Genomic DNA, 16,759 nt, shown 5'->3' with positions numbered 1-16,759 from the left:
AGGCGCGCTGGCCTCAACCGTGGGACGTGCATTCTACACATCCGTTTCGCTTTCGCAAGGCTTTTTTGAAACTTTGTTTTCCCGAAAACTTCTGGAAAAACAAACGCTTGAAACCCCTGCTCAAGCCGGAAAAAGCAACTGGCTTTTTCCGTGGCCCGAACCCTCCGGAGAGGCGTCTCGAGCGAGGCGCGCATTATACAGCGAAGCCTCCGTCTGGCAAGCTCTTTTTCCGTTTTGATTTTGCGAAAACTTCAGCAAAATCAACAACTTGGAAGAGCCTCCCGAGCCACCCTGCGGTGACCGTGGGCGCGCATACTACAGCGCTGACCCAGCTTTGCAAGCACTTTCTGGAAGTTTCTTTCGAAGCCACCAAACTGCGACTTCCAACCCCAGACTCCCTGCCTGCCGGCGGCCAAAAACCAATCGATTCTGGCGCCTTTCTCGCTGCCCGTCCGTGACAGCGGCGCGCACTTTACGGCCATGGCCGGTCGAGCGCAAGGAAAGATTGAATAATATTTCGGACTGAGGATTCCGGGTGTTTTTTGAACGGCACTGAGGCGATAGGCGGCCGCAATTGACGCTTTCCCTCCCGAACAGCCATATACGAAAAAGACCCCCTGCTTTCGCTCAGGAGATGCGCCTTTTAGCGCCAATCGGTCGGGATGCACTTCGCTGCGCTCGTGGCTCTACGGCGCTACGCACCTCCGAGTCGAACCGGAGTTAGAACGAACCCTCCTGAGCCGCATATACGAAAAAGGCCCCCTGCTTTCGCCTAGGAGATGCGCCTTTTAGCGCCGACCGGTCGGGATGCACTTCGCTGCGCTCGTGGCTCTACGGCGCTACGCGCCTCCGAGTCGAACCGGAGTTAGAACGAACCCTCCTGAGCCGCATATACGAAAAAGGCCCCATCCTTCCGGATGGGGCCTTTTTCGTATATGGCGGTGAGGGAGGGATTCGAACCCTCGATCAGGTTTCCCCGATACGCCCTTAGCAGGGGCGCGCCTTCAGCCACTCGGCCACCTCACCTACGAACGCGCTAGTGCTCGCTCGAGTGGGCGGCATAATACCAAGGGTCGGGAAAAAATCAACGGGGAATCAATAACTTTTTGCAGTTTCGACGCTTTGGCTATTCCTTGGCCAGACACAAAAAAGGCCAGCGGAAGCCGGCCTTTTCTACGCCAGGAACCCTACTCCTGGCCACCCTCATCCGGGGACTCTTTTTCGCGCTGGATCCGCTGGTAGATCTCTTCGCGGTGGACCGCCACCTCTTTGGGCGCGTTCACTCCTATGCGTACCTGATTCCCTTTAACCCCTAGAACCGTAACGGTGACGTTGTCACCAACCATCAGCGTCTCGCCGATGCGCCGGGTCAAAATTAACATTGCCTACTTCTCCTAGATCATCCTGTGATTGCAATTGAGTCATTCAAAATGCGCAGGTACTTTCCGTCAGTTATTTCGATCTAAGGCACCCCGGAGATTCCTCCAGCATCCGCTCAATCCGGTATCACTTTTTAGTATTGCCCAGACACCTAAAAACACAATAGGTGGTCTGGGGCGCCTAAAAAACAATTCGTTATGAGAGGTAACGCAGTCCCTTGCAACCGGTTCTAACCAACCAGCACTCTTATTGTTAATTCAATAGTTATTAAAATTGTAATTCTTATTGCGTTTTATACGCCTGTGGCTTCGGACAGGTTGAACGCACTATGCAACGTGCGTACTGCCAGTTCCAGGTAGCGCTCGTCAATAATGACCGAAGTCTTGATTTCGGACGTCGTAATCATCTGGATGTTGATATTGTCTTCACCCAGGGCCTTGAACATGGTGGTTGCCACACCCGCATGTGAGCGCATACCAACCCCAACAATGGATACTTTTGCGATCCTGTCATCGGTTACCACTTCCCGGGCACCCAGCTCATTACTCACCCTGTCCAGTACGCCCTTGGCCTTGCTCAGGTCATTGCGATGGACGGTAAACGTAAAGTCGGTTGTGCCATCAACCGCACTGATATTCTGTACGATGACGTCAACCTCGATATTGGCCTCGCCAACCGGAGCCAGGATCTTGCAGGCAACGCCCGGCTGGTCCGGCACGCCACGGATCGTTAACTTGGCCTCATCGCGATTGAAAGCAATACCGGATACAACAGGCTTTTCCATTTCCTCTAATTCCTCATCCAGGGTAATCAGGGTCCCGGGACCCTCTTCGAAAGTCGAAAGTACCCGCAGGGGCACACCATATTTACCGGCGAACTCGACCGCGCGAATCTGCAACACTTTTGAGCCAAGGCTGGCCATCTCGAGCATTTCTTCAAATGTAATGCGGTCGAGCCTGCGCGCGCTGTCCACTACGCGCGGGTCGGTGGTATAGACGCCATCAACATCGGTGTAGATCTGGCACTCATCTGCCTTAAGCGCTGCAGCAAGTGCAACTCCGGTAGTATCCGAACCGCCACGGCCCAGAGTTGTGATATTGCCCTGATCGTCCACGCCCTGAAAGCCTGCAACAACGACAACGCGACCTGTGTCCAGGTCCTTGCGCATGCGCTCAACATCAATCGACTGGATTCGCGCCTTATTGTGCGCGTTATCGGTAAGGATTCGGACCTGGCCGCCGGTGTAGGAACAGGCGTCATAACCGCGCTTCTTCAGCGCCATGGTAAGGAGCGCAATCGTGACCTGTTCGCCCGTAGAGACCAGTACATCCATCTCACGCGGGTCCGGATGCTCCTGGATCTTGTGCGCCAGCTCAATCAAGCGATTGGTTTCGCCGCTCATTGCAGAGAGGACCACGACCATGTCGTGCCCTTCGGACCGGAAAGTTGCCACCTTGTCGGCGACCGCCTCGATACGCTCGATGGAGCCTACCGACGTTCCGCCATATTTCTGAACAAATAACCCCATAGGACTAAGGTTAACCCCCACTCATTTCCCTTGAATAACGGCTTCGCCGGCAAAATGCCGGCGAACGCCAAAATTGTTCGGCCAGCAAGCTGGCCAAGGCCGCCTTAAACCCGCTCGGCAACCCATGCCTCAACGCTTGCAAGCGCTGCGGGCAGAGCATCCAGGTCGGTGCCACCGCCCTGGGCCATATCCGGGCGGCCGCCACCCTTGCCACCGACCTGCGCAGCGATCTCGCGCATCAGGTCACCGGCCTTGAGCTTACCGCACAGATCTTTCGTTACCGCGGCAATCAGGGCGACTTTTTCTTCACCCGGTGCTGCCAGGAGAATCACACCTGACCCGAGTTTATTCTTGAGCTGGTCGGCCACGTCACGCAGGGATTTCGCATCGGCACCATCGACCGAAGCTGCCAGTACCTTCACACCCGCTACGTCCTTTGCCTGTGCGGACAGGTCTCCGCCTGCACCGCTCGCCAGTTTCGCCTTCAACTGGGCGACTTCCTTCTCCATCTTGCGGCTGCTGGAAACCAGACTCTCGAGCTTGGCTGCAAGGTTCTCCGGCTTGGCCTTTACCAGGGCCGCAGCATCAATAACCTGCTGCTGGACCGAGTCAATCAAATCCAGCGCTTTCTCACCGGTTACCGCCTCGATACGACGCTGCCCCGCAGCAATACCACCTTCGGAAACAATGCGCATCAGGCCGATATCACCAGTGCGCTTTACATGGGTTCCGCCACACAGCTCCACCGAGAAATCCCCACCCATGAACAGCACGCGCACGGTATCGCCGTACTTTTCTCCGAACAGCGCCATGGCGCCCTCGGCGCGGGCCGTTTCAATATCGGTTTCGAGGGTCTGCACTTCACTGTTCAGGCGCACCTGGGCATTGACCATGCGCTCCACCTCACGCAGCTGTTCAGCTGAAACTGCTTCAAAATGCGAGAAGTCGAAGCGCAGGCGCTCGGAGTCTACCAGCGAGCCTTTCTGGGTCACGTGGGAACCCAGCACCTTGCGCAGTGCTGCGTGCAACAGATGTGTTGCCGAGTGGTTCAGCGCGGTTGCGTGGCGTACACCGCGGTCAACCCGCGCCTGTACACTACCGCCTTTCTGCAGCGAACCCGCGAGTACCTTGACATGATGCAGGTGGAGGTCACCGTGCTTGGTGCAGTCCGAGACCTCAACGCGCTTATCCTCGGCAACCAGCAGGCCGCTGTCGCCCACCTGACCACCGGACTCCGCGTAAAACGGAGTCTTGTCCAGGACCACAATGCCTTTCTGGTCTTGCTCCAGTTTTTCTACCGGCTGCCCTTCATGGTAAAGACCGACGATATGGCCTTCCGCCTCCGTAGCGCTGTAACCGAGAAATTCAGTCTTGCCATCCACCGCGATATTGCCGGTGTAGTCGACCTTGAACTTGCCAGCGGAACGTGCACGTTCACGCTGCTCGGCCATGGCCTGCTCGTAACCGCTGAGGTCCAGCTCCAGGCCGCGCTCACGCGCGATATCGTTGGTCAGGTCTGTCGGGAAGCCGTAGGTGTCGTACAGGGTAAAGACCACATTACCCGGAATGATGTTTCCGTCGAGGCCGGCCAGAGCGTCCTCGAGTACCGCCAGGCCTTTATCCAGTGTTTTCTCGAACTGCTCTTCTTCTTTCTGAAGGATACGTTCGATCTCACCCTGTTTTTCGCGCAACTCGGGGTAGGCATCGCCCATTTCCCGGACCAGCGCATCAACAAGGCGATAGAAAAAGGTCTGGGTATGGCCAAGCTTGTGGCCGTGGCGAATGGCGCGACGGATAATGCGGCGCAACACGTAACCGCGCCCTTCGTTATTCGGGATGACGCCGTCACTGACGAGGAAGGCGCAGGAACGGATATGGTCGGCAATTACGCGCAGTGACTTGTTATCGTGGTCCGCGCAGCCGACGATATCGCCCGCGGCTGTCAGCAATGCCCGGAACAGGTCAATTTCATAGTTGGAGTGGACATCCTGCATCACCGCCGCGATGCGCTCGAGGCCCATGCCGGTATCCACAGACGGCTTCGGCAGCTCGTGCATTTCACCGCTTGCAGTCCTTTCGTATTGCATGAAGACCACATTCCAGATCTCAATGAAGCGGTCACCGTCTTCTTCCGGACTGCCAGGAGGACCACCCCAGATTTCTTCACCGTGGTCATAGAAAATTTCTGTACAGGGGCCGCATGGACCTGTGTCACCCATCTGCCAGAAATTGTCAGACTTGTATTTCTCGCCCTTGTCGCCAATGCGGACGATGCGGTCTGTGGGCACACCCACTTCCTTTTCCCAGATCCCGTAGGCTTCGTCGTCTTCGGCGTAGACCGTCACCATCAGGCGCTGACTGTCAATACCGAGCCATTCTTTCGAGGTCAGGAATTCCCAGGCGAACAGGATTGCATCGCGCTTGAAGTAATCACCGAAGCTGAAGTTACCCAGCATTTCAAAGAAGGTGTGATGGCGCGCGGTATAGCCGACATTTTCCAGGTCATTGTGCTTGCCACCGGCGCGCACGCAGCGCTGGGAACTCACTGCGCGAGTGTAGTTACGCTGTTCGTTGCCGAGGAATGTATCCTTGAACTGCACCATCCCTGCATTGGTAAACATCAGGGTCGGGTCATTACCCGGGACCAGCGAGCTCGACGGCACGATGGTGTGGTGCTTGCTTTCAAAATACTTTAAAAAAGCTTCGCGAATCTCTGCGCTTTTCATCTACCTAATTCACCCTTCACGCCGCCAGCGCGGCCGTTACTGCTTATTTCGAAATTAAAAATCCAGGTCTTCTTCCCGGTAGGCTTTGTTCGCGAGCAGGTGTAAATGCAAGTGGAACACCGTTTGCCCGCCCCCGGGGCCATTGTTGATGATGACGCGAAAACCGTCATCGACACCCAGTTTGCGGGCCATTTCACCCGCCACCCACATCAGGTGCCCCAGCAGAGGCTTGTCCTCCTCGCCCGCGACCCCGATATTGACCAGCGGCTTGCGCGGAATAACCAGAAGGTGCGTTGGCGCCTGGGGAGAGCGATCCTTGATTACGATGCAGTCGTCGTCCTCGTAAAGAACATCCGCCGGCAAGTCACCGCGCATGATTCTGCTGAAAACGCTATCGCCGCCGTCCCTGCAGCCTGCCATCGCCACTCTCCTTCAGATCCCTTCCTGGTCGCTATGTCACTTGCTGTCCTCTCGGGCACGAGGCCAAGCGAGCCGACACTGACTACTTGGCCAGCTTTTCCTCAGTCGTCAGCAGGCGTGCCTCCGACTCCAACATGACCGGGATACCGTCGCGCACCGGGTATGCGAGGCCGCTTGCCTTGCAAACCAGCTCCTGCTTGTCTTCGCAATACTCGAGGGATGCCTTGCTGACAGGGCAAACCAGGATACTGAGTAATTTCTTGTCCATAGATTTTGTCAAACGCTCGCCAACCGATAGCCGGGAACGCCCCGGCAAATGGGGGCGTATAGTACAACGAAAGCCGGGTGAATACACAGTCTGACGCCGCGTATGCCGTGCGCTGCGCCACATTCGCGTATCTGCAGCACGTAATTTTCGCTGCCATTGCCTATTCCCACCGTTTGGAATGGCAAATCCCGCCTCGGGGTTACAAATTGATACAAAAAACCGATAAGATCGCCCCCCTGAAAAACAAGAGACCTTGCACCGTGACGACAAAACCCAAAAAGATCAGTGCGAAAGGCGAGTCCACCCGCCAGAAGATCCTGGCGGCGGCGCTTGAAGTGATTGCGACCTCCGGCCTGCGCGCGGTTACCCACCGATCAGTGGCAGCGGCCGCCGGCGTTCAGCTCAGCCTCACGACCTACTACTTCAAGGACCTGAACGAACTGTTGATCGAGGCCTTCACCAGCTTCTGCAACGCCGGCCGCCCCGGCTATGAAAAGACCTGGGAAAAAGTGAATGCTGCGGCCGCGCAGGTCGACCGCAAAAGCCTGAAAAGCCGAGCTGGACAGGAGCAGCTTGCCGAGGCGCTCGCGGAAATTGGCACTGACCATATTTTGCGCAATATACGCACGCGACCGATGGAGCTGGCGGTGGAACAGCAACTGCTCAACGAACTGCGCCTCACGCCGGAACTGGCCAAGGTGGCGGAAGAGTACATGGAGAAGCTGATCGAGCCGCTGCGCACCATGGTCCTGGAACTGGGTTCCACTGCCCCGGAAACCGACGCACAGCTGCTTATGTCAGTCATGCTGAAGCTCGAACATGAAGGCCTCGCCAACCCGCGCAGCCGTAAGCTGAAGGGACAGGTTTTCACCCTGCTCCAGCGCCAGATTCGGTGGGTTCTTGCCGGGCTCTGACCTCAGACCAGTGACCTCAGACCCGTAACCCCGGCCCGGTCAATCCACGCTGGCTACACGCCTTGTCTGGATATGGGCAACAACCGCATCCAGGGCCGCAGGCCCTTCCCGCTCCTCATTCAGGATCTCGTGGTAGGCCTGCGGATAGACAATCATTTCCTTGCACGCTGAACCTATCTGCTCGAAGCAGCGAATCGTTTCGGCCGCGTCCACCAGCCCGTCACTTTCTGCAACCAGCAACAATACAGGCAGCTTCAGCTGCGACAGCCGCGCCAACGTAAAAGCTCTCTCCTGCTGATAACTGGTGAACCAGCGCAATGACACCTTGTCGTGAACCAGCGGGTCTTTGCGGTAAGCCTCGACCACGCGCGAGTTCCGGCAAATCAGGGCATCGTCCAGGCGATTTGATACACGGAGCCAGGGTACAACCCCGGCAAGCCAGCCAATCACCCGTTTCTCGAGGGAGCCCGGCTCCGTCGCACCGCGATACCCCGGCGCACTGAGGATGATACTCGCTACCCTCGCCGCCCGGGCAGACCGGGACCGGACCCCGTAAGCCGTCGCAATCATGCCGCCCATGCTGTGCCCGAGCAGGTGCAGTGACACCTCCGGGTGCCGCCCTCCCACTACGCGAACAAACGCGGCGAGATCCTCGGCATAGGCCGCAAAACCCTCAATATCCCCGCGCTGGCCGGGCGACTCTCCATGGCCATAGAGGTCGAACGCATAGACCCCGATGCCCCGGGTGTTGAGCGCGGCAGCCGCGTCCGCGTAACGCCCGGAATGCTCCCCAAGCCCATGGCACACAACGAGGATCGCCTGCGGCGACTCCGGTAGCCAGTGACGGTAGAAAAGCTGATGACCTCGACTGGAAAAATGCATGCGTGCCTCGCGAATGACCTGCCTGTCTCTCTCGATTGTCTTTTGAAATCGCTACCTGTGCCGCGCCTGGCGCACGGCCCTTTGCCAGCCACCCAGCAAGGTCGCACGCCGGGAGTCCTCCATAGCGGGGGTAAAGCGCCGCTCGACTTCCGTCAGCGCCGTAGGCAAGTGCCCCGGCTGCCAGAGATCGCAGCCGATCCCCGCCAACAATGCCGCACCCAACGCGGTCGACTCGATCAACGCCGGCCGCTCCACTTCCAGGTTGAGGATATCCGCCTGGAACTGCATCAGGAAATTGTTGGCGCTGGCTCCACCGTCGGCACGCATGGATTTTATCGGAACACCTTCCTGACGCATGATTTTCACCAGATCCCGGGTCTGGTACGCGATGGACTCCAGCGTCGCACGGACCACCTCGCTGCGCCCGGCACCGCGGGTCAATCCGACCAGAGTGCCGCGCGCATCCATATCCCAGTGTGGCGCCCCCAGTCCGACGAAGGCCGGCACCAGGTACACCCCGCGGGTGTCCGGTATGGCCTCTGCAATGACTTCAGTTTCTGCCGCTTGTCCGATCATGCCCATTTCATCCCGCAACCACTGGACTGCCGCGCCGGCTGTGAATACCGCGCCTTCCACGGCATAAGCGGGCCGGCCGCGAACATCGCATGCCAGGGTAACCAGCAGCCCCCCCTCTGCCTGGGGGCGCTGCTCGCCGGCATACATCAGAACGAAACAGCCAGTGCCGTAAGTATTCTTGACCATGCCGGGTTCGGTGCACTGCTGGCCAAACAGCGCCGCCTGCTGGTCGCCCGCCACTCCGGTGATGGGCACTTCGGCACCGAAAAAACACGATTTTGCCGTGACGCCGAACCGGGCAGCCGACGGTAAGACTTTAGGCAACAAGGATGGGTGGCACCCGAAAATCTCAAGCAACTCAGGGTCCCAGTCCCTGCTCTCGATATTGTACAGCATGGTGCGGCACGCATTGGTATGGTCGGTAACGTGTGCGTGCCCCCCGGTCAGCTTCCAGATGATCCAGGTATCGATCGTACCGAAACAGAGCTTGCCACTATCGGCAGCGGATTTGATTTCTGGCCGCTCCTCCATCAACCACGCCAGCTTGGTAGCCGAAAAGTACGCATCTACGACCAACCCGGTCTTCTCCCTAACCAGCGGTTCGAGACCACGTTCGCGCAGCGACTCGCACTGTCGAACGGAGCGCCGGCATTGCCACACGATCGCCCGATGCACTGGCGCACCGGTATCGCGATGCCAGAGCAGCATGGTTTCGCGCTGGTTGGTAATACCGATCGAGACTAGTGCAGATGCGGGTTGCTGCGCGTTTGCAAGGGCGTTGCGCACCACCCGCTCGCAGGTCTGCCAGATTTCGACGGGGTCCTGCTCGACCCAGCCCGGCTCAGGGTAGTACTGGGCAAACTCCGCATACGCCCTGCCCGCCAGACTGCCGTCCTGGCGGAAAACAATAGCAGTAATGCCGGTGGTGCCGAGGTCTATGGAGAGAATCATGGGGCCAGCTTTCTTTTTGTTGTGGCCCGAATGTAGCAGAGGGAAAAAGGGCACCGCAATGTTTCGACTGGCGCGGCGCCCTGATGCCATATAACCCTGTGGCTTTATACGTTACTGGCGCGCGAGCCGCGCCGGCACCTCCCAGGTGGTTTCAGAGCTGCGTAGTGGATTGATGTCGAGGCCGCCGCGACGCGTGTATCGCGCGCACACGGTCAGCTTCTCCGGGGAGAGAATTCTCTGCACGTCACAGAAAATCCGCTCCACACAGTGCTCGTGAAAATCCTGGTGCTGGCGGAAGGAGACCAGGTACTCGAGCAGCTTTTCCCGGTCAATCTGCTGCCCGCGGTAATTGATCACCACTGTGGCCCAGTCCGGCTGACCGGTAACCGGGCAGTTACTCTTGAGCAGGTGGCTGTAAAGGCTCTCTTCCACTACCTTCGCGCCTTCAGCGTGTGCGAGCATGCCGGAATCCGGCTGGTAGGCACGCACTTCTATATCAAGGTCATCGAGGCAGGTTCCGGCAAGGGCACCCACCGCAAGCGCCGGATCCTCGACATTAAAGAGTTCAACCTGTACCGGGGCACCGGCTGCGCCACTCAGGTCATTTGCAAGCAGCGCTTCCACTTCCGTCCGTGACACGAACCGGCTCTGGTTGAACGAATTGAGGTAAAGCTTGAACGACTTGGATTCGATGATATTTGGGCTGTCCACCGGGATCCGGAACTGGGCAACCGCTACCTGCGGCTTGCCGCGCTCATTCAGCCATGACAGTTCGAACCCCCACCAGATATCTTCACCCTTGAATGGCAGGGCCGCACCAATGCCGAGCTTCTCACGCGAGTGTGCACGCTCAATCGGGTGTAACAATCCGGGGTTGTACTCAAATTCATACTGGGTTTCCTTTCCCAGCGGTAAATCATTCCAGTGCTCTTCGATCATAAACTCTTCCGAATACGCGAGGAAAATCAGTGCCGCAGGCGCTTGCCATGTTCCATCAGGTGGAGGCAGACCGCGACCAGAACAATAATAAACACCAGCATGCCTGCGAACGCCCAGGCGATATTGATATCAGACACGCCGAGGATCCCGTAGCGGAACGCATTCACCATATACAGGACCGGATTGAGTTTGGAGACCGCCTGCCAGAACGGCGAAAGCAGGTCGATGGAGTAAAATACCCCGCCGAGGTAAGTCAGGGGCGTCAATACAAAGGTCGGGATAATGGAGATGTCATCGAAACTGTTGGCGAATACAGCATTGATAAAGCCGGCCAGAGAGAAAAAGATCGACGTCATCAACACGATGGCAATGGTCAGGCCCAGGTGCGACACCTGCAACTTCGAAAAAAACAGGGACAGGATCGTTACGATCAGGCCCACGGCCAGTCCGCGGCAGACTCCGCCAAACACATAGCCGGAGAGAATCACCCAGTTGGGCGTGGGCGAAACGAGTAGCTCCTCAACACTGCGCTGGAACTTTGCGCTGTAGAACGACGAAACCACATTCGAGTAGGAGTTCGTGATCACTGCCATCATGATGAGGCCAGGCACCACGAACTGCATATAATCAAAGCCACCCATCTGGCCAATCCGGGAGCCGATCAGGGTGCCGAAAATCACAAAGTAAAGCGACATGGTGATCGCCGGCGGCAGCAGCGTCTGCGGCCATATGCGCATAAAGCGCCGGATCTCCCGACGCACAATGGTCTTGAACGATATCCAGATCTGGGCACTATTCATGATTCTTCCTGCCCGCTCTTCACCAGCGCGACGAACAATTCCTCGAGGCGGTTTGCCTTGTTACGCATACTGACTATTTCAATCTCCTGCTCCGCGAGCGAGGAAAAGAAACGGTTCAGCGACTGCCCCTTTTCCACCACAACCTCCAGCGAGTGATCATCCAGCACCCTGCCCTCGTATCCGGCAAAATCAGGACTGGCGGGAAGCGCATCGCGGCTGTCCAGAATAAACACCTCCCGGCTCAGGGTCTTCAGCAATGACTTGATTGAGGTGTTCTCGACGATCTCACCCTTGTCGATAATGGCGATATTGCGGCAGAGGCTTTCCGCCTCTTCCAGGTAATGGGTGGTCAGGATGATGGTGGTGCCCTGTGCATTGATTTCCTGCAGGAATTCCCACATGGAACGGCGCAGCTCGATATCCACACCAGCGGTCGGCTCATCGAGAATCAGCAACCTGGGCTCGTGCACCAGCGCACGCGCAATCATCAGGCGGCGCTTCATGCCTCCCGACAGTGTCCGGGCAACATCATTGCGCTTTTCCCAAAGCCCCAGCTGGCGCAGGTACTTTTCAGTGCGCTCTTCCGCCAGCTTCCGCGGCAAGCCATAAAATCCGGCCTGGGTGACGATAATGTCGTAGATCTTCTCGAACTGACCGAAATTGAATTCCTGTGGCACAACGCCCAGCAGCTGCTTGGCGCCCGGGAAATCCTGGTCCGTATCGACGCCGAATATACGTACCTTGCCACCAGACTTGCGCACCAGGGAGCTGATCACGCCGATCGTAGTGGACTTACCCGCGCCGTTGGGGCCAAGCAAGGCAAAGAAGTCACCCGGCTCCACTTTCAGGTCAATGCCCTTCAGCGCCTGAAAGCCGTTGTCGTATGTTTTTTCCAGATTTTCAATGGAAAGAGCTGATACCATTGCACCAAGCCAATCAGGGTTAGAAATTTAGCCGCCTATTCAACGCCGGCACGCATTTTTTTGCAACTGGTCGCCACGTGAATAGCAGCCACAATAGTATGCAGTACAGGAGTGAGCCCCCAGATGGAAAACCTTACCGGTTACAGAGAACACCACCAGCAATTGCTGCGCGACCTGCGCGACAGGGCCAACCAGCTGGTGCCGGCAATCAAGCACCCCGTCAGCGATGAGGAGCAGACCCTGCTGCAAGACCTGAAAGCACTGGCGGATGCCGGGGAGCTGGATGAGCACGGTATCGCCCTGGGTCAACGCACCCTGTGCAAGATTGTATCGCTCTACTCCAATCTGGCACCGCATATTCACCCTGACCTGTTCTGGTACTTTGGTGGTGATTGCATGCACTTTATCCCGGATGAGGACATCGCCCGCTATCAGGCGCTGGACGAAGCGCGCTATGAGGCCGAGTCCAGCGGCGAGACCTTCCACTACCAGGACGCCCGCGCCAAGATTTTCGGCCTCCACTGAGGCCCCTTTATCAAGGCAAAAAAAAACCGGTTCGCAAGAACCGGTTTTTTAATTGGAGCGGGAAACCGGGTTCGAACCGGCGACCTCAACCTTGGCAAGGTTGCGCTCTACCAACTGAGCTATTCCCGCAAAAATGGCGTCCCCTAGGGGAGTCGAACCCCTGTTACCGCCGTGAAAGGGCGGTGTCCTAGGCCTCTAGACGAAGGGGACGGAACCTTTACGTTGCCCCACACCTGGTGCGGCATCGAAATTTGGAGCGGGAAACCGGGTTCGAACCGGCGACCTCAACCTTGGCAAGGTTGCGCTCTACCAACTGAGCTATTCCCGCAATTCCGTCATGGCTGGCGCCCCAGCCAAAACTCCCGTACCTCAATAATAAAGTACCAGAGCCGAAAAAAAGTGGCGTCCCCTAGGGGAGTCGAACCCCTGTTACCGCCGTGAAAGGGCGGTGTCCTAGGCCTCTAGACGAAGGGGACCCAGAATCTTCTTCCGGTCCAGAACCGGCGTTTTTGTTTGCCGCTCTGCATCAGAAGTGGGGCGCATTCTATTGAGGCCCCGATGACCTGTCAACACTCATTTTGAAAAACTTTTAGATATTTTTCTTTTGCCAACAGTGACTTACCAGAACCCGTCCGGATTGGACCAACGCTATACGGGATGAGTAGCTGGCACACAGTCCAACCACTGCAGTCAACGGACCTGGGCTGCTAACGGCGCCCCTCAGCGGCGACCGCCTCCTTGAGGGCCGCGGAAAAAACCCGGATTCGCTCGGCGTTCGCACCCAGGTCACTCACCCCGACCCGTGAACTCGAACGCACATCGACCCGGCTGCCCTGCCCCTCGGCGACAACCCTGATGACCACATCGTCACGAAACCGCAGCAGAGGCGTGGTTGCCACCGCCTCTATGTACCCCGCCGATTCATCCCGCGCCAGAATCTGCCAGCCCTGCGCCAATGCGACTTCTGCCGCAAGACGGGTCACGTCCGCCGCAGGTAGCTCGAAGAACAGGGGGGAAAGATCAGGGTAAGCCTCTAGCTGCTGAAGCGCCAGTGCCTCGCCAGCGTACTCGAGGCTATTTTCGCCCGGCGCGCGCGCCGTCAATGCGACCCGGTACTGGGGCGGGTTGACCGTATCTGTGGTGATGTCGTGAATTGGTGGTACCGCAAAGTTTTTCTGGCCGACACTCAGGAGCACCACCCCCAGAGGCAGCAAGCCGAGAAACAGCCCCACGATCGCATTCCGGCGCACTTCCGGGTTACGCATCCGCACGCCCCAGCCAAACAGGAAAGTGCAGAACAGGCCAATCAGCACAGCTGCAAGCCCCGCGTACTGGAACCAGCTGAATACCGGCCGGAAGCCAACCAGATGCTGGCGCAACAGCACGGCGGCCACCAGCATACTGCCAACGATTACCCATTGGGTACGGGGTACCCAGCGACTCCAGTGTGCTTGCATAACCGGCCCCGGTGCGGTGGCCTACCAGGCGACGAACGAGATTATCCGACTGATCTCCGCCAAAGGCCTTCCAGATTCTTCACGCCAACCGTTAAATGCTAGCTGGACCTGTTTCAGGTCACGCTGCGCGGTTGGTCTTTTGCTGACAATCTCCTGCGCAATGAGTGCAGAGACAACATCATCAGTCAGCAGGAATGTGTCATATCCGACCTGTCGCAGGAAACGCGCACCCGATTGCCCACCAAGCTGCGCCCCCTGCCTCTTTAACGATAGCCAAAGGCCCACGGCATCGTCTTCGGGCCAGGACACCAGCCACTCGCCAAAGCTGCCGGCCTCACGCCCCTTATCCAGCACCATTTGCGCATTGTGCCGAATGGATTTCATTTTGCCGTAATGCCGGATCAGGTCTGCATTACCCATGTGCTCGTCCAGCTCGTCGTCACTCATCATCGCGCAGCGCATGGGGTCGAAGCCCCAGAAAGCCGTTTCAAATGAAAGCCACTTGCCGTCGACCATACTGTGCTTGAGCCCGGCGCGGAAAATACGCCGGCTGATTTCAGAGAGAAAGTAGGCATCCGGCAGGCTGCCCAGCTGATCCGCGCTGCGCACCTCGGGCAAATGCCCTTCAACGAAAGCCTTCCCGGTTTTGCCCCCACCCTTGATTGCTACCGCACTTTTATAGATTTCCTCAAATGTCAGCAAAGCTGGCCCCGCTATTCATTTTCCTGTTCATTTCCCTCGCCTTCCTCGTCGAGTGAAATAGAGAGAGAGTTCACACAATAACGCAAGCCCGTGGGCGCCGGCCCGTCGGGAAACACATGCCCCAGGTGGGCCCTGCACTTGCCGCAGGTGATTTCCGTACGGACCATGCCATGGGAATGATCGGCATGCTCCGCGACCGGGCCCGCCGCCTCATAGAAGCTCGGCCAACCGCAGCCCGCATCGAATTTGCTTTCAGAGACGAACAAAGGCTCGCCGCAGCAGCGGCACCGGTAGGTGCCATCCCTGAAACAATCCCAGTATTCCCCGGTAAATGCGCGCTCGGTGCCCTTCTCCCGGCATACATAAAATTCTTCCGGGGTCAGGCGCTCCCGCCAGTAGTTATCGTCTTCGAGTTTTGACATACTCTGCCTCCCGGTCCTGCAAATTGGTCTCCGTCAGCCTTCGCCACCAACCAGCCAATAGTGACCGCTCTGGACTCTGTCATCAGGATGTGAATGCGATCATGAAGGATATCCCAAAGTCGGACAAACTCCACGGTGTCTGCTACGAAATCCGCGGCCCTGTCATGGCCCAGGCCCACCGTATGGAAGAGGAAGGCCTGCGCATTCTCAAACTGAATATCGGCAACCCGGCACCTTTCGGTTTCGATGCGCCGGACGAAATCATCCGCGATGTTATTCACAACCTGCCGCTCGCGCAGGGTTACACCGAATCGCGCGGCCTGTTCGCCGCGCGCAAGGCGATCATGCAGGAATGCCAGAATATCGGCATTCCCAACGTCGATATCGACGATATCTATCTGGGCAACGGTGTTTCGGAGCTTATCAGTATCGCCACCCAGGCGCTGCTGAATACCGGTGATGAAGTGCTGGTACCCATGCCGAATTACCCGCTGTGGACCGCGGCGATCAACCTGACGGGCGGGCACGCGGTGATGTACCGCTGCGATGAACAGGCAGAATGGTTCCCGGATCTCGACGATATCCGCAGCAAGATCACGCCGAGGACCCGGGCGATCGTGCTGATCAACCCGAACAATCCCACCGGGGCGGTCTACAGCCGCGAGCTTCTGCTGGAGATCGTGGAAATAGCCCGGCAGAACGACCTCATCATTTTCTCCGACGAAATTTATTCAAAGATCCTCTACGAGGACGCCGAATTTATCCCCATGGGCAGCCTTGCGGAGGATGTGCTTTGCATCACCTTCAACGGCCTGTCCAAGGCCTATCGCCTGGCGGGGTTCCGCTCGGGCTGGATGATCGTCAGCGGCGCGCGGCATCGCGCCAACGGCCTGATGGAAGGCATCGACATGCTGGCATCCATGCGCTTGTGCGCCAATGTGCCGGCAATGTACGCCGTACAGACCGCGCTGGGCGGCTACCAGAGTATCAACGATTTGGTGCTGCCCGGCGGCCGACTGCGGCAGCAACGTGACCTGGCGTGGCGCATGCTCACGGAAATCCCGGGCATCACCTGTGTGAAGCCGAAAGGTGCGATCTACCTTTTCCCCAGGCTCGATACCAAGCGTTTCAAGATCAATTCGGATGAACAGCTGGTGCTGGATTTCCTGATGCAGGAAAAAATCCTGCTCAACCAGGGCTCGGCTTTCCACTGGGACCAGCCTGACCATTTACGCTTTGTGTTCCTGCCAAGGGCAGATGAAATGTCGGACGCCATCAGGCGCCTCGGGCACTTCCTCGGACACTACGAACAATCATAATCGGCTGGCGTCAGCACACAGCACAGC

General features: G+C 57.7%; 17 protein-coding genes and 5 tRNA genes. 4 read left to right on the top strand and 18 right to left on the bottom strand.

Annotation, left to right across the window (positions count from 1 at the left end; translation table 11 throughout):
* The coding region (locus tag QSJ80_RS06760) for a hypothetical protein (protein WP_285763641.1) at nucleotides 1-458 on the top strand (458 nt) is incomplete at its 5' end.
* A gap of 478 nt (nucleotides 459-936) precedes the next feature.
* Here the strand turns inward: QSJ80_RS06760 and QSJ80_RS06755 are convergent.
* The 6 genes from QSJ80_RS06755 to QSJ80_RS06730 all read right to left on the bottom strand — a co-directional run bounded on the left by QSJ80_RS06755 (nucleotide 937) and on the right by QSJ80_RS06730 (nucleotide 6,322).
* Nucleotides 937-1,026: transfer RNA gene (locus QSJ80_RS06755), tRNA-Ser, on the bottom strand.
* 161 nt (nucleotides 1,027-1,187) lie between these two features.
* Nucleotides 1,188-1,382 carry a carbon storage regulator CsrA gene (csrA, locus tag QSJ80_RS06750; protein WP_285763640.1) on the bottom strand — a complete coding sequence of 65 codons (195 nt, stop codon included), beginning with the start codon at nucleotides 1,380-1,382 and terminating at the stop codon, nucleotides 1,188-1,190.
* A gap of 290 nt (nucleotides 1,383-1,672) precedes the next feature.
* Nucleotides 1,673-2,908, bottom strand: coding sequence for an aspartate kinase (locus QSJ80_RS06745; protein ID WP_285763639.1), 1,236 nt, complete (start codon nucleotides 2,906-2,908; stop codon nucleotides 1,673-1,675).
* A gap of 104 nt (nucleotides 2,909-3,012) precedes the next feature.
* Nucleotides 3,013-5,634, bottom strand: a complete 2,622-nt coding sequence (gene alaS / locus QSJ80_RS06740; protein WP_285763638.1) for an alanine--tRNA ligase — start codon at nucleotides 5,632-5,634, stop codon at nucleotides 3,013-3,015.
* A 54-nt stretch (nucleotides 5,635-5,688) separates the two neighbouring features.
* A complete protein-coding gene (locus tag QSJ80_RS06735; protein WP_285763637.1) occupies nucleotides 5,689-6,054 on the bottom strand; it encodes a histidine triad nucleotide-binding protein in 366 nt (121 codons plus the stop codon).
* Between the two features lie 82 nt (nucleotides 6,055-6,136).
* Nucleotides 6,137-6,322: a Trm112 family protein gene (locus QSJ80_RS06730; protein ID WP_285763636.1), complete on the bottom strand. Its 186-nt coding sequence runs from the start codon at nucleotides 6,320-6,322 to the stop codon at nucleotides 6,137-6,139.
* Nucleotides 6,323-6,582: 260 nt separating this feature from the next.
* Here QSJ80_RS06730 and QSJ80_RS06725 point away from each other — a divergent pair, with 260 nt between their 5' ends.
* Entirely contained in the window at nucleotides 6,583-7,236 is a 654-nt protein-coding gene (locus QSJ80_RS06725; protein WP_285763635.1) for a TetR/AcrR family transcriptional regulator, read from the top strand.
* 39 nt (nucleotides 7,237-7,275) lie between these two features.
* Here QSJ80_RS06725 and QSJ80_RS06720 read toward each other — a convergent pair whose 3' ends face one another.
* The 5 genes from QSJ80_RS06720 to QSJ80_RS06700 form a co-directional block, all read right to left on the bottom strand.
* Complete coding sequence (locus QSJ80_RS06720; protein WP_285763634.1) at nucleotides 7,276-8,118, bottom strand: alpha/beta hydrolase; 843 nt, start codon at nucleotides 8,116-8,118, stop codon at nucleotides 7,276-7,278.
* Nucleotides 8,119-8,169: 51 nt separating this feature from the next.
* Nucleotides 8,170-9,645 carry a glycerol kinase GlpK gene (glpK, locus tag QSJ80_RS06715; RefSeq protein WP_285763633.1) on the bottom strand — a complete coding sequence of 492 codons (1,476 nt, stop codon included), beginning with the start codon at nucleotides 9,643-9,645 and terminating at the stop codon, nucleotides 8,170-8,172.
* Nucleotides 9,646-9,756: 111 nt separating this feature from the next.
* On the bottom strand, nucleotides 9,757-10,584 hold the full coding sequence (queF, locus tag QSJ80_RS06710) for an NADPH-dependent 7-cyano-7-deazaguanine reductase QueF (RefSeq protein ID WP_285763632.1): 828 nt from the start codon (nucleotides 10,582-10,584) through the stop codon (nucleotides 9,757-9,759).
* Nucleotides 10,585-10,610: 26 nt separating this feature from the next.
* Nucleotides 10,611-11,384 carry an ABC transporter permease gene (locus QSJ80_RS06705; protein WP_285763631.1) on the bottom strand — a complete coding sequence of 258 codons (774 nt, stop codon included), beginning with the start codon at nucleotides 11,382-11,384 and terminating at the stop codon, nucleotides 10,611-10,613.
* Nucleotides 11,381-12,307 carry an ABC transporter ATP-binding protein gene (locus tag QSJ80_RS06700; protein WP_285763630.1) on the bottom strand — a complete coding sequence of 309 codons (927 nt, stop codon included), beginning with the start codon at nucleotides 12,305-12,307 and terminating at the stop codon, nucleotides 11,381-11,383. The genes QSJ80_RS06705 and QSJ80_RS06700 overlap by 4 nt, the downstream gene beginning before the upstream one ends.
* A 123-nt stretch (nucleotides 12,308-12,430) precedes the next feature.
* Between QSJ80_RS06700 and QSJ80_RS06695 the strand changes: the two genes are divergently transcribed.
* On the top strand, nucleotides 12,431-12,832 hold the full coding sequence (locus tag QSJ80_RS06695) for a PA2817 family protein (protein ID WP_285763629.1): 402 nt from the start codon (nucleotides 12,431-12,433) through the stop codon (nucleotides 12,830-12,832).
* Between the two features lie 53 nt (nucleotides 12,833-12,885).
* On the opposite strand, the gene QSJ80_RS06690 is transcribed toward QSJ80_RS06695, so the two are convergent.
* The 7 genes from QSJ80_RS06690 to msrB form a co-directional block, all read right to left on the bottom strand.
* A tRNA-Gly gene (locus QSJ80_RS06690) sits at nucleotides 12,886-12,961 on the bottom strand.
* Nucleotides 12,962-12,966: 5 nt separating this feature from the next.
* A tRNA-Glu gene (locus QSJ80_RS06685) sits at nucleotides 12,967-13,042 on the bottom strand.
* Nucleotides 13,043-13,084: 42 nt separating this feature from the next.
* Nucleotides 13,085-13,160 (bottom strand) — tRNA-Gly (locus QSJ80_RS06680).
* Nucleotides 13,161-13,232: 72 nt separating this feature from the next.
* A tRNA-Glu gene (locus QSJ80_RS06675) sits at nucleotides 13,233-13,308 on the bottom strand.
* A gap of 231 nt (nucleotides 13,309-13,539) precedes the next feature.
* Complete coding sequence (locus QSJ80_RS06670) at nucleotides 13,540-14,289, bottom strand: DUF1499 domain-containing protein (protein WP_285763628.1); 750 nt, start codon at nucleotides 14,287-14,289, stop codon at nucleotides 13,540-13,542.
* Nucleotides 14,290-14,310: 21 nt separating this feature from the next.
* Entirely contained in the window at nucleotides 14,311-14,991 is a 681-nt protein-coding gene (locus QSJ80_RS06665) for a DNA-3-methyladenine glycosylase I (RefSeq protein WP_285763627.1), read from the bottom strand.
* A gap of 11 nt (nucleotides 14,992-15,002) precedes the next feature.
* On the bottom strand, nucleotides 15,003-15,413 hold the full coding sequence (msrB, locus tag QSJ80_RS06660; RefSeq protein ID WP_285763626.1) for a peptide-methionine (R)-S-oxide reductase MsrB: 411 nt from the start codon (nucleotides 15,411-15,413) through the stop codon (nucleotides 15,003-15,005).
* 101 nt (nucleotides 15,414-15,514) lie between these two features.
* Between msrB and QSJ80_RS06655 the strand changes: the two genes are divergently transcribed.
* Complete coding sequence (locus QSJ80_RS06655) at nucleotides 15,515-16,732, top strand: pyridoxal phosphate-dependent aminotransferase (RefSeq protein WP_285763625.1); 1,218 nt, start codon at nucleotides 15,515-15,517, stop codon at nucleotides 16,730-16,732.
* The last annotated feature ends 27 nt before the right edge of the window (nucleotides 16,733-16,759 follow it).

Origin of the sequence: Biformimicrobium ophioploci (assembly GCF_030270605.1) — a bacterium.
Classification (GTDB): Bacteria; Pseudomonadota; Gammaproteobacteria; order Pseudomonadales; family Cellvibrionaceae; genus Biformimicrobium; species Biformimicrobium ophioploci.
The sequence above is the reverse complement of the archived record's forward strand: the minus strand, read 5'-3'. Positions and strand labels throughout refer to the sequence as shown.

Excerpts from the sequence above, each read along its gene's own strand:
- QSJ80_RS06705 (WP_285763631.1), bottom strand. The coding sequence starts at position 11,384 with ATGAATAGTGCCCAGATCTGGATATCGTTCAAGACCATTGTGCGTCGG.
- glpK (WP_285763633.1), bottom strand. The coding sequence starts at position 9,645 with ATGATTCTCTCCATAGACCTCGGCACCACCGGCATTACTGCTATTGTT.
- QSJ80_RS06720 (WP_285763634.1), bottom strand. The coding sequence starts at position 8,118 with ATGCATTTTTCCAGTCGAGGTCATCAGCTTTTCTACCGTCACTGGCTA.
- msrB (WP_285763626.1), bottom strand. The coding sequence starts at position 15,413 with ATGTCAAAACTCGAAGACGATAACTACTGGCGGGAGCGCCTGACCCCG.
- QSJ80_RS06695 (WP_285763629.1), top strand. The coding sequence starts at position 12,431 with ATGGAAAACCTTACCGGTTACAGAGAACACCACCAGCAATTGCTGCGC.
- queF (WP_285763632.1), bottom strand. The coding sequence starts at position 10,584 with ATGATCGAAGAGCACTGGAATGATTTACCGCTGGGAAAGGAAACCCAG.
- csrA (WP_285763640.1), bottom strand. The coding sequence starts at position 1,382 with ATGTTAATTTTGACCCGGCGCATCGGCGAGACGCTGATGGTTGGTGAC.
- QSJ80_RS06670 (WP_285763628.1), bottom strand. The coding sequence starts at position 14,289 with ATGCAAGCACACTGGAGTCGCTGGGTACCCCGTACCCAATGGGTAATC.
- QSJ80_RS06655 (WP_285763625.1), top strand. The coding sequence starts at position 15,515 with ATGAAGGATATCCCAAAGTCGGACAAACTCCACGGTGTCTGCTACGAA.
- QSJ80_RS06730 (WP_285763636.1), bottom strand. The coding sequence starts at position 6,322 with ATGGACAAGAAATTACTCAGTATCCTGGTTTGCCCTGTCAGCAAGGCA.
- QSJ80_RS06745 (WP_285763639.1), bottom strand. The coding sequence starts at position 2,908 with ATGGGGTTATTTGTTCAGAAATATGGCGGAACGTCGGTAGGCTCCATC.
- alaS (WP_285763638.1), bottom strand. The coding sequence starts at position 5,634 with ATGAAAAGCGCAGAGATTCGCGAAGCTTTTTTAAAGTATTTTGAAAGC.
- QSJ80_RS06700 (WP_285763630.1), bottom strand. The coding sequence starts at position 12,307 with ATGGTATCAGCTCTTTCCATTGAAAATCTGGAAAAAACATACGACAAC.
- QSJ80_RS06735 (WP_285763637.1), bottom strand. The coding sequence starts at position 6,054 with ATGGCAGGCTGCAGGGACGGCGGCGATAGCGTTTTCAGCAGAATCATG.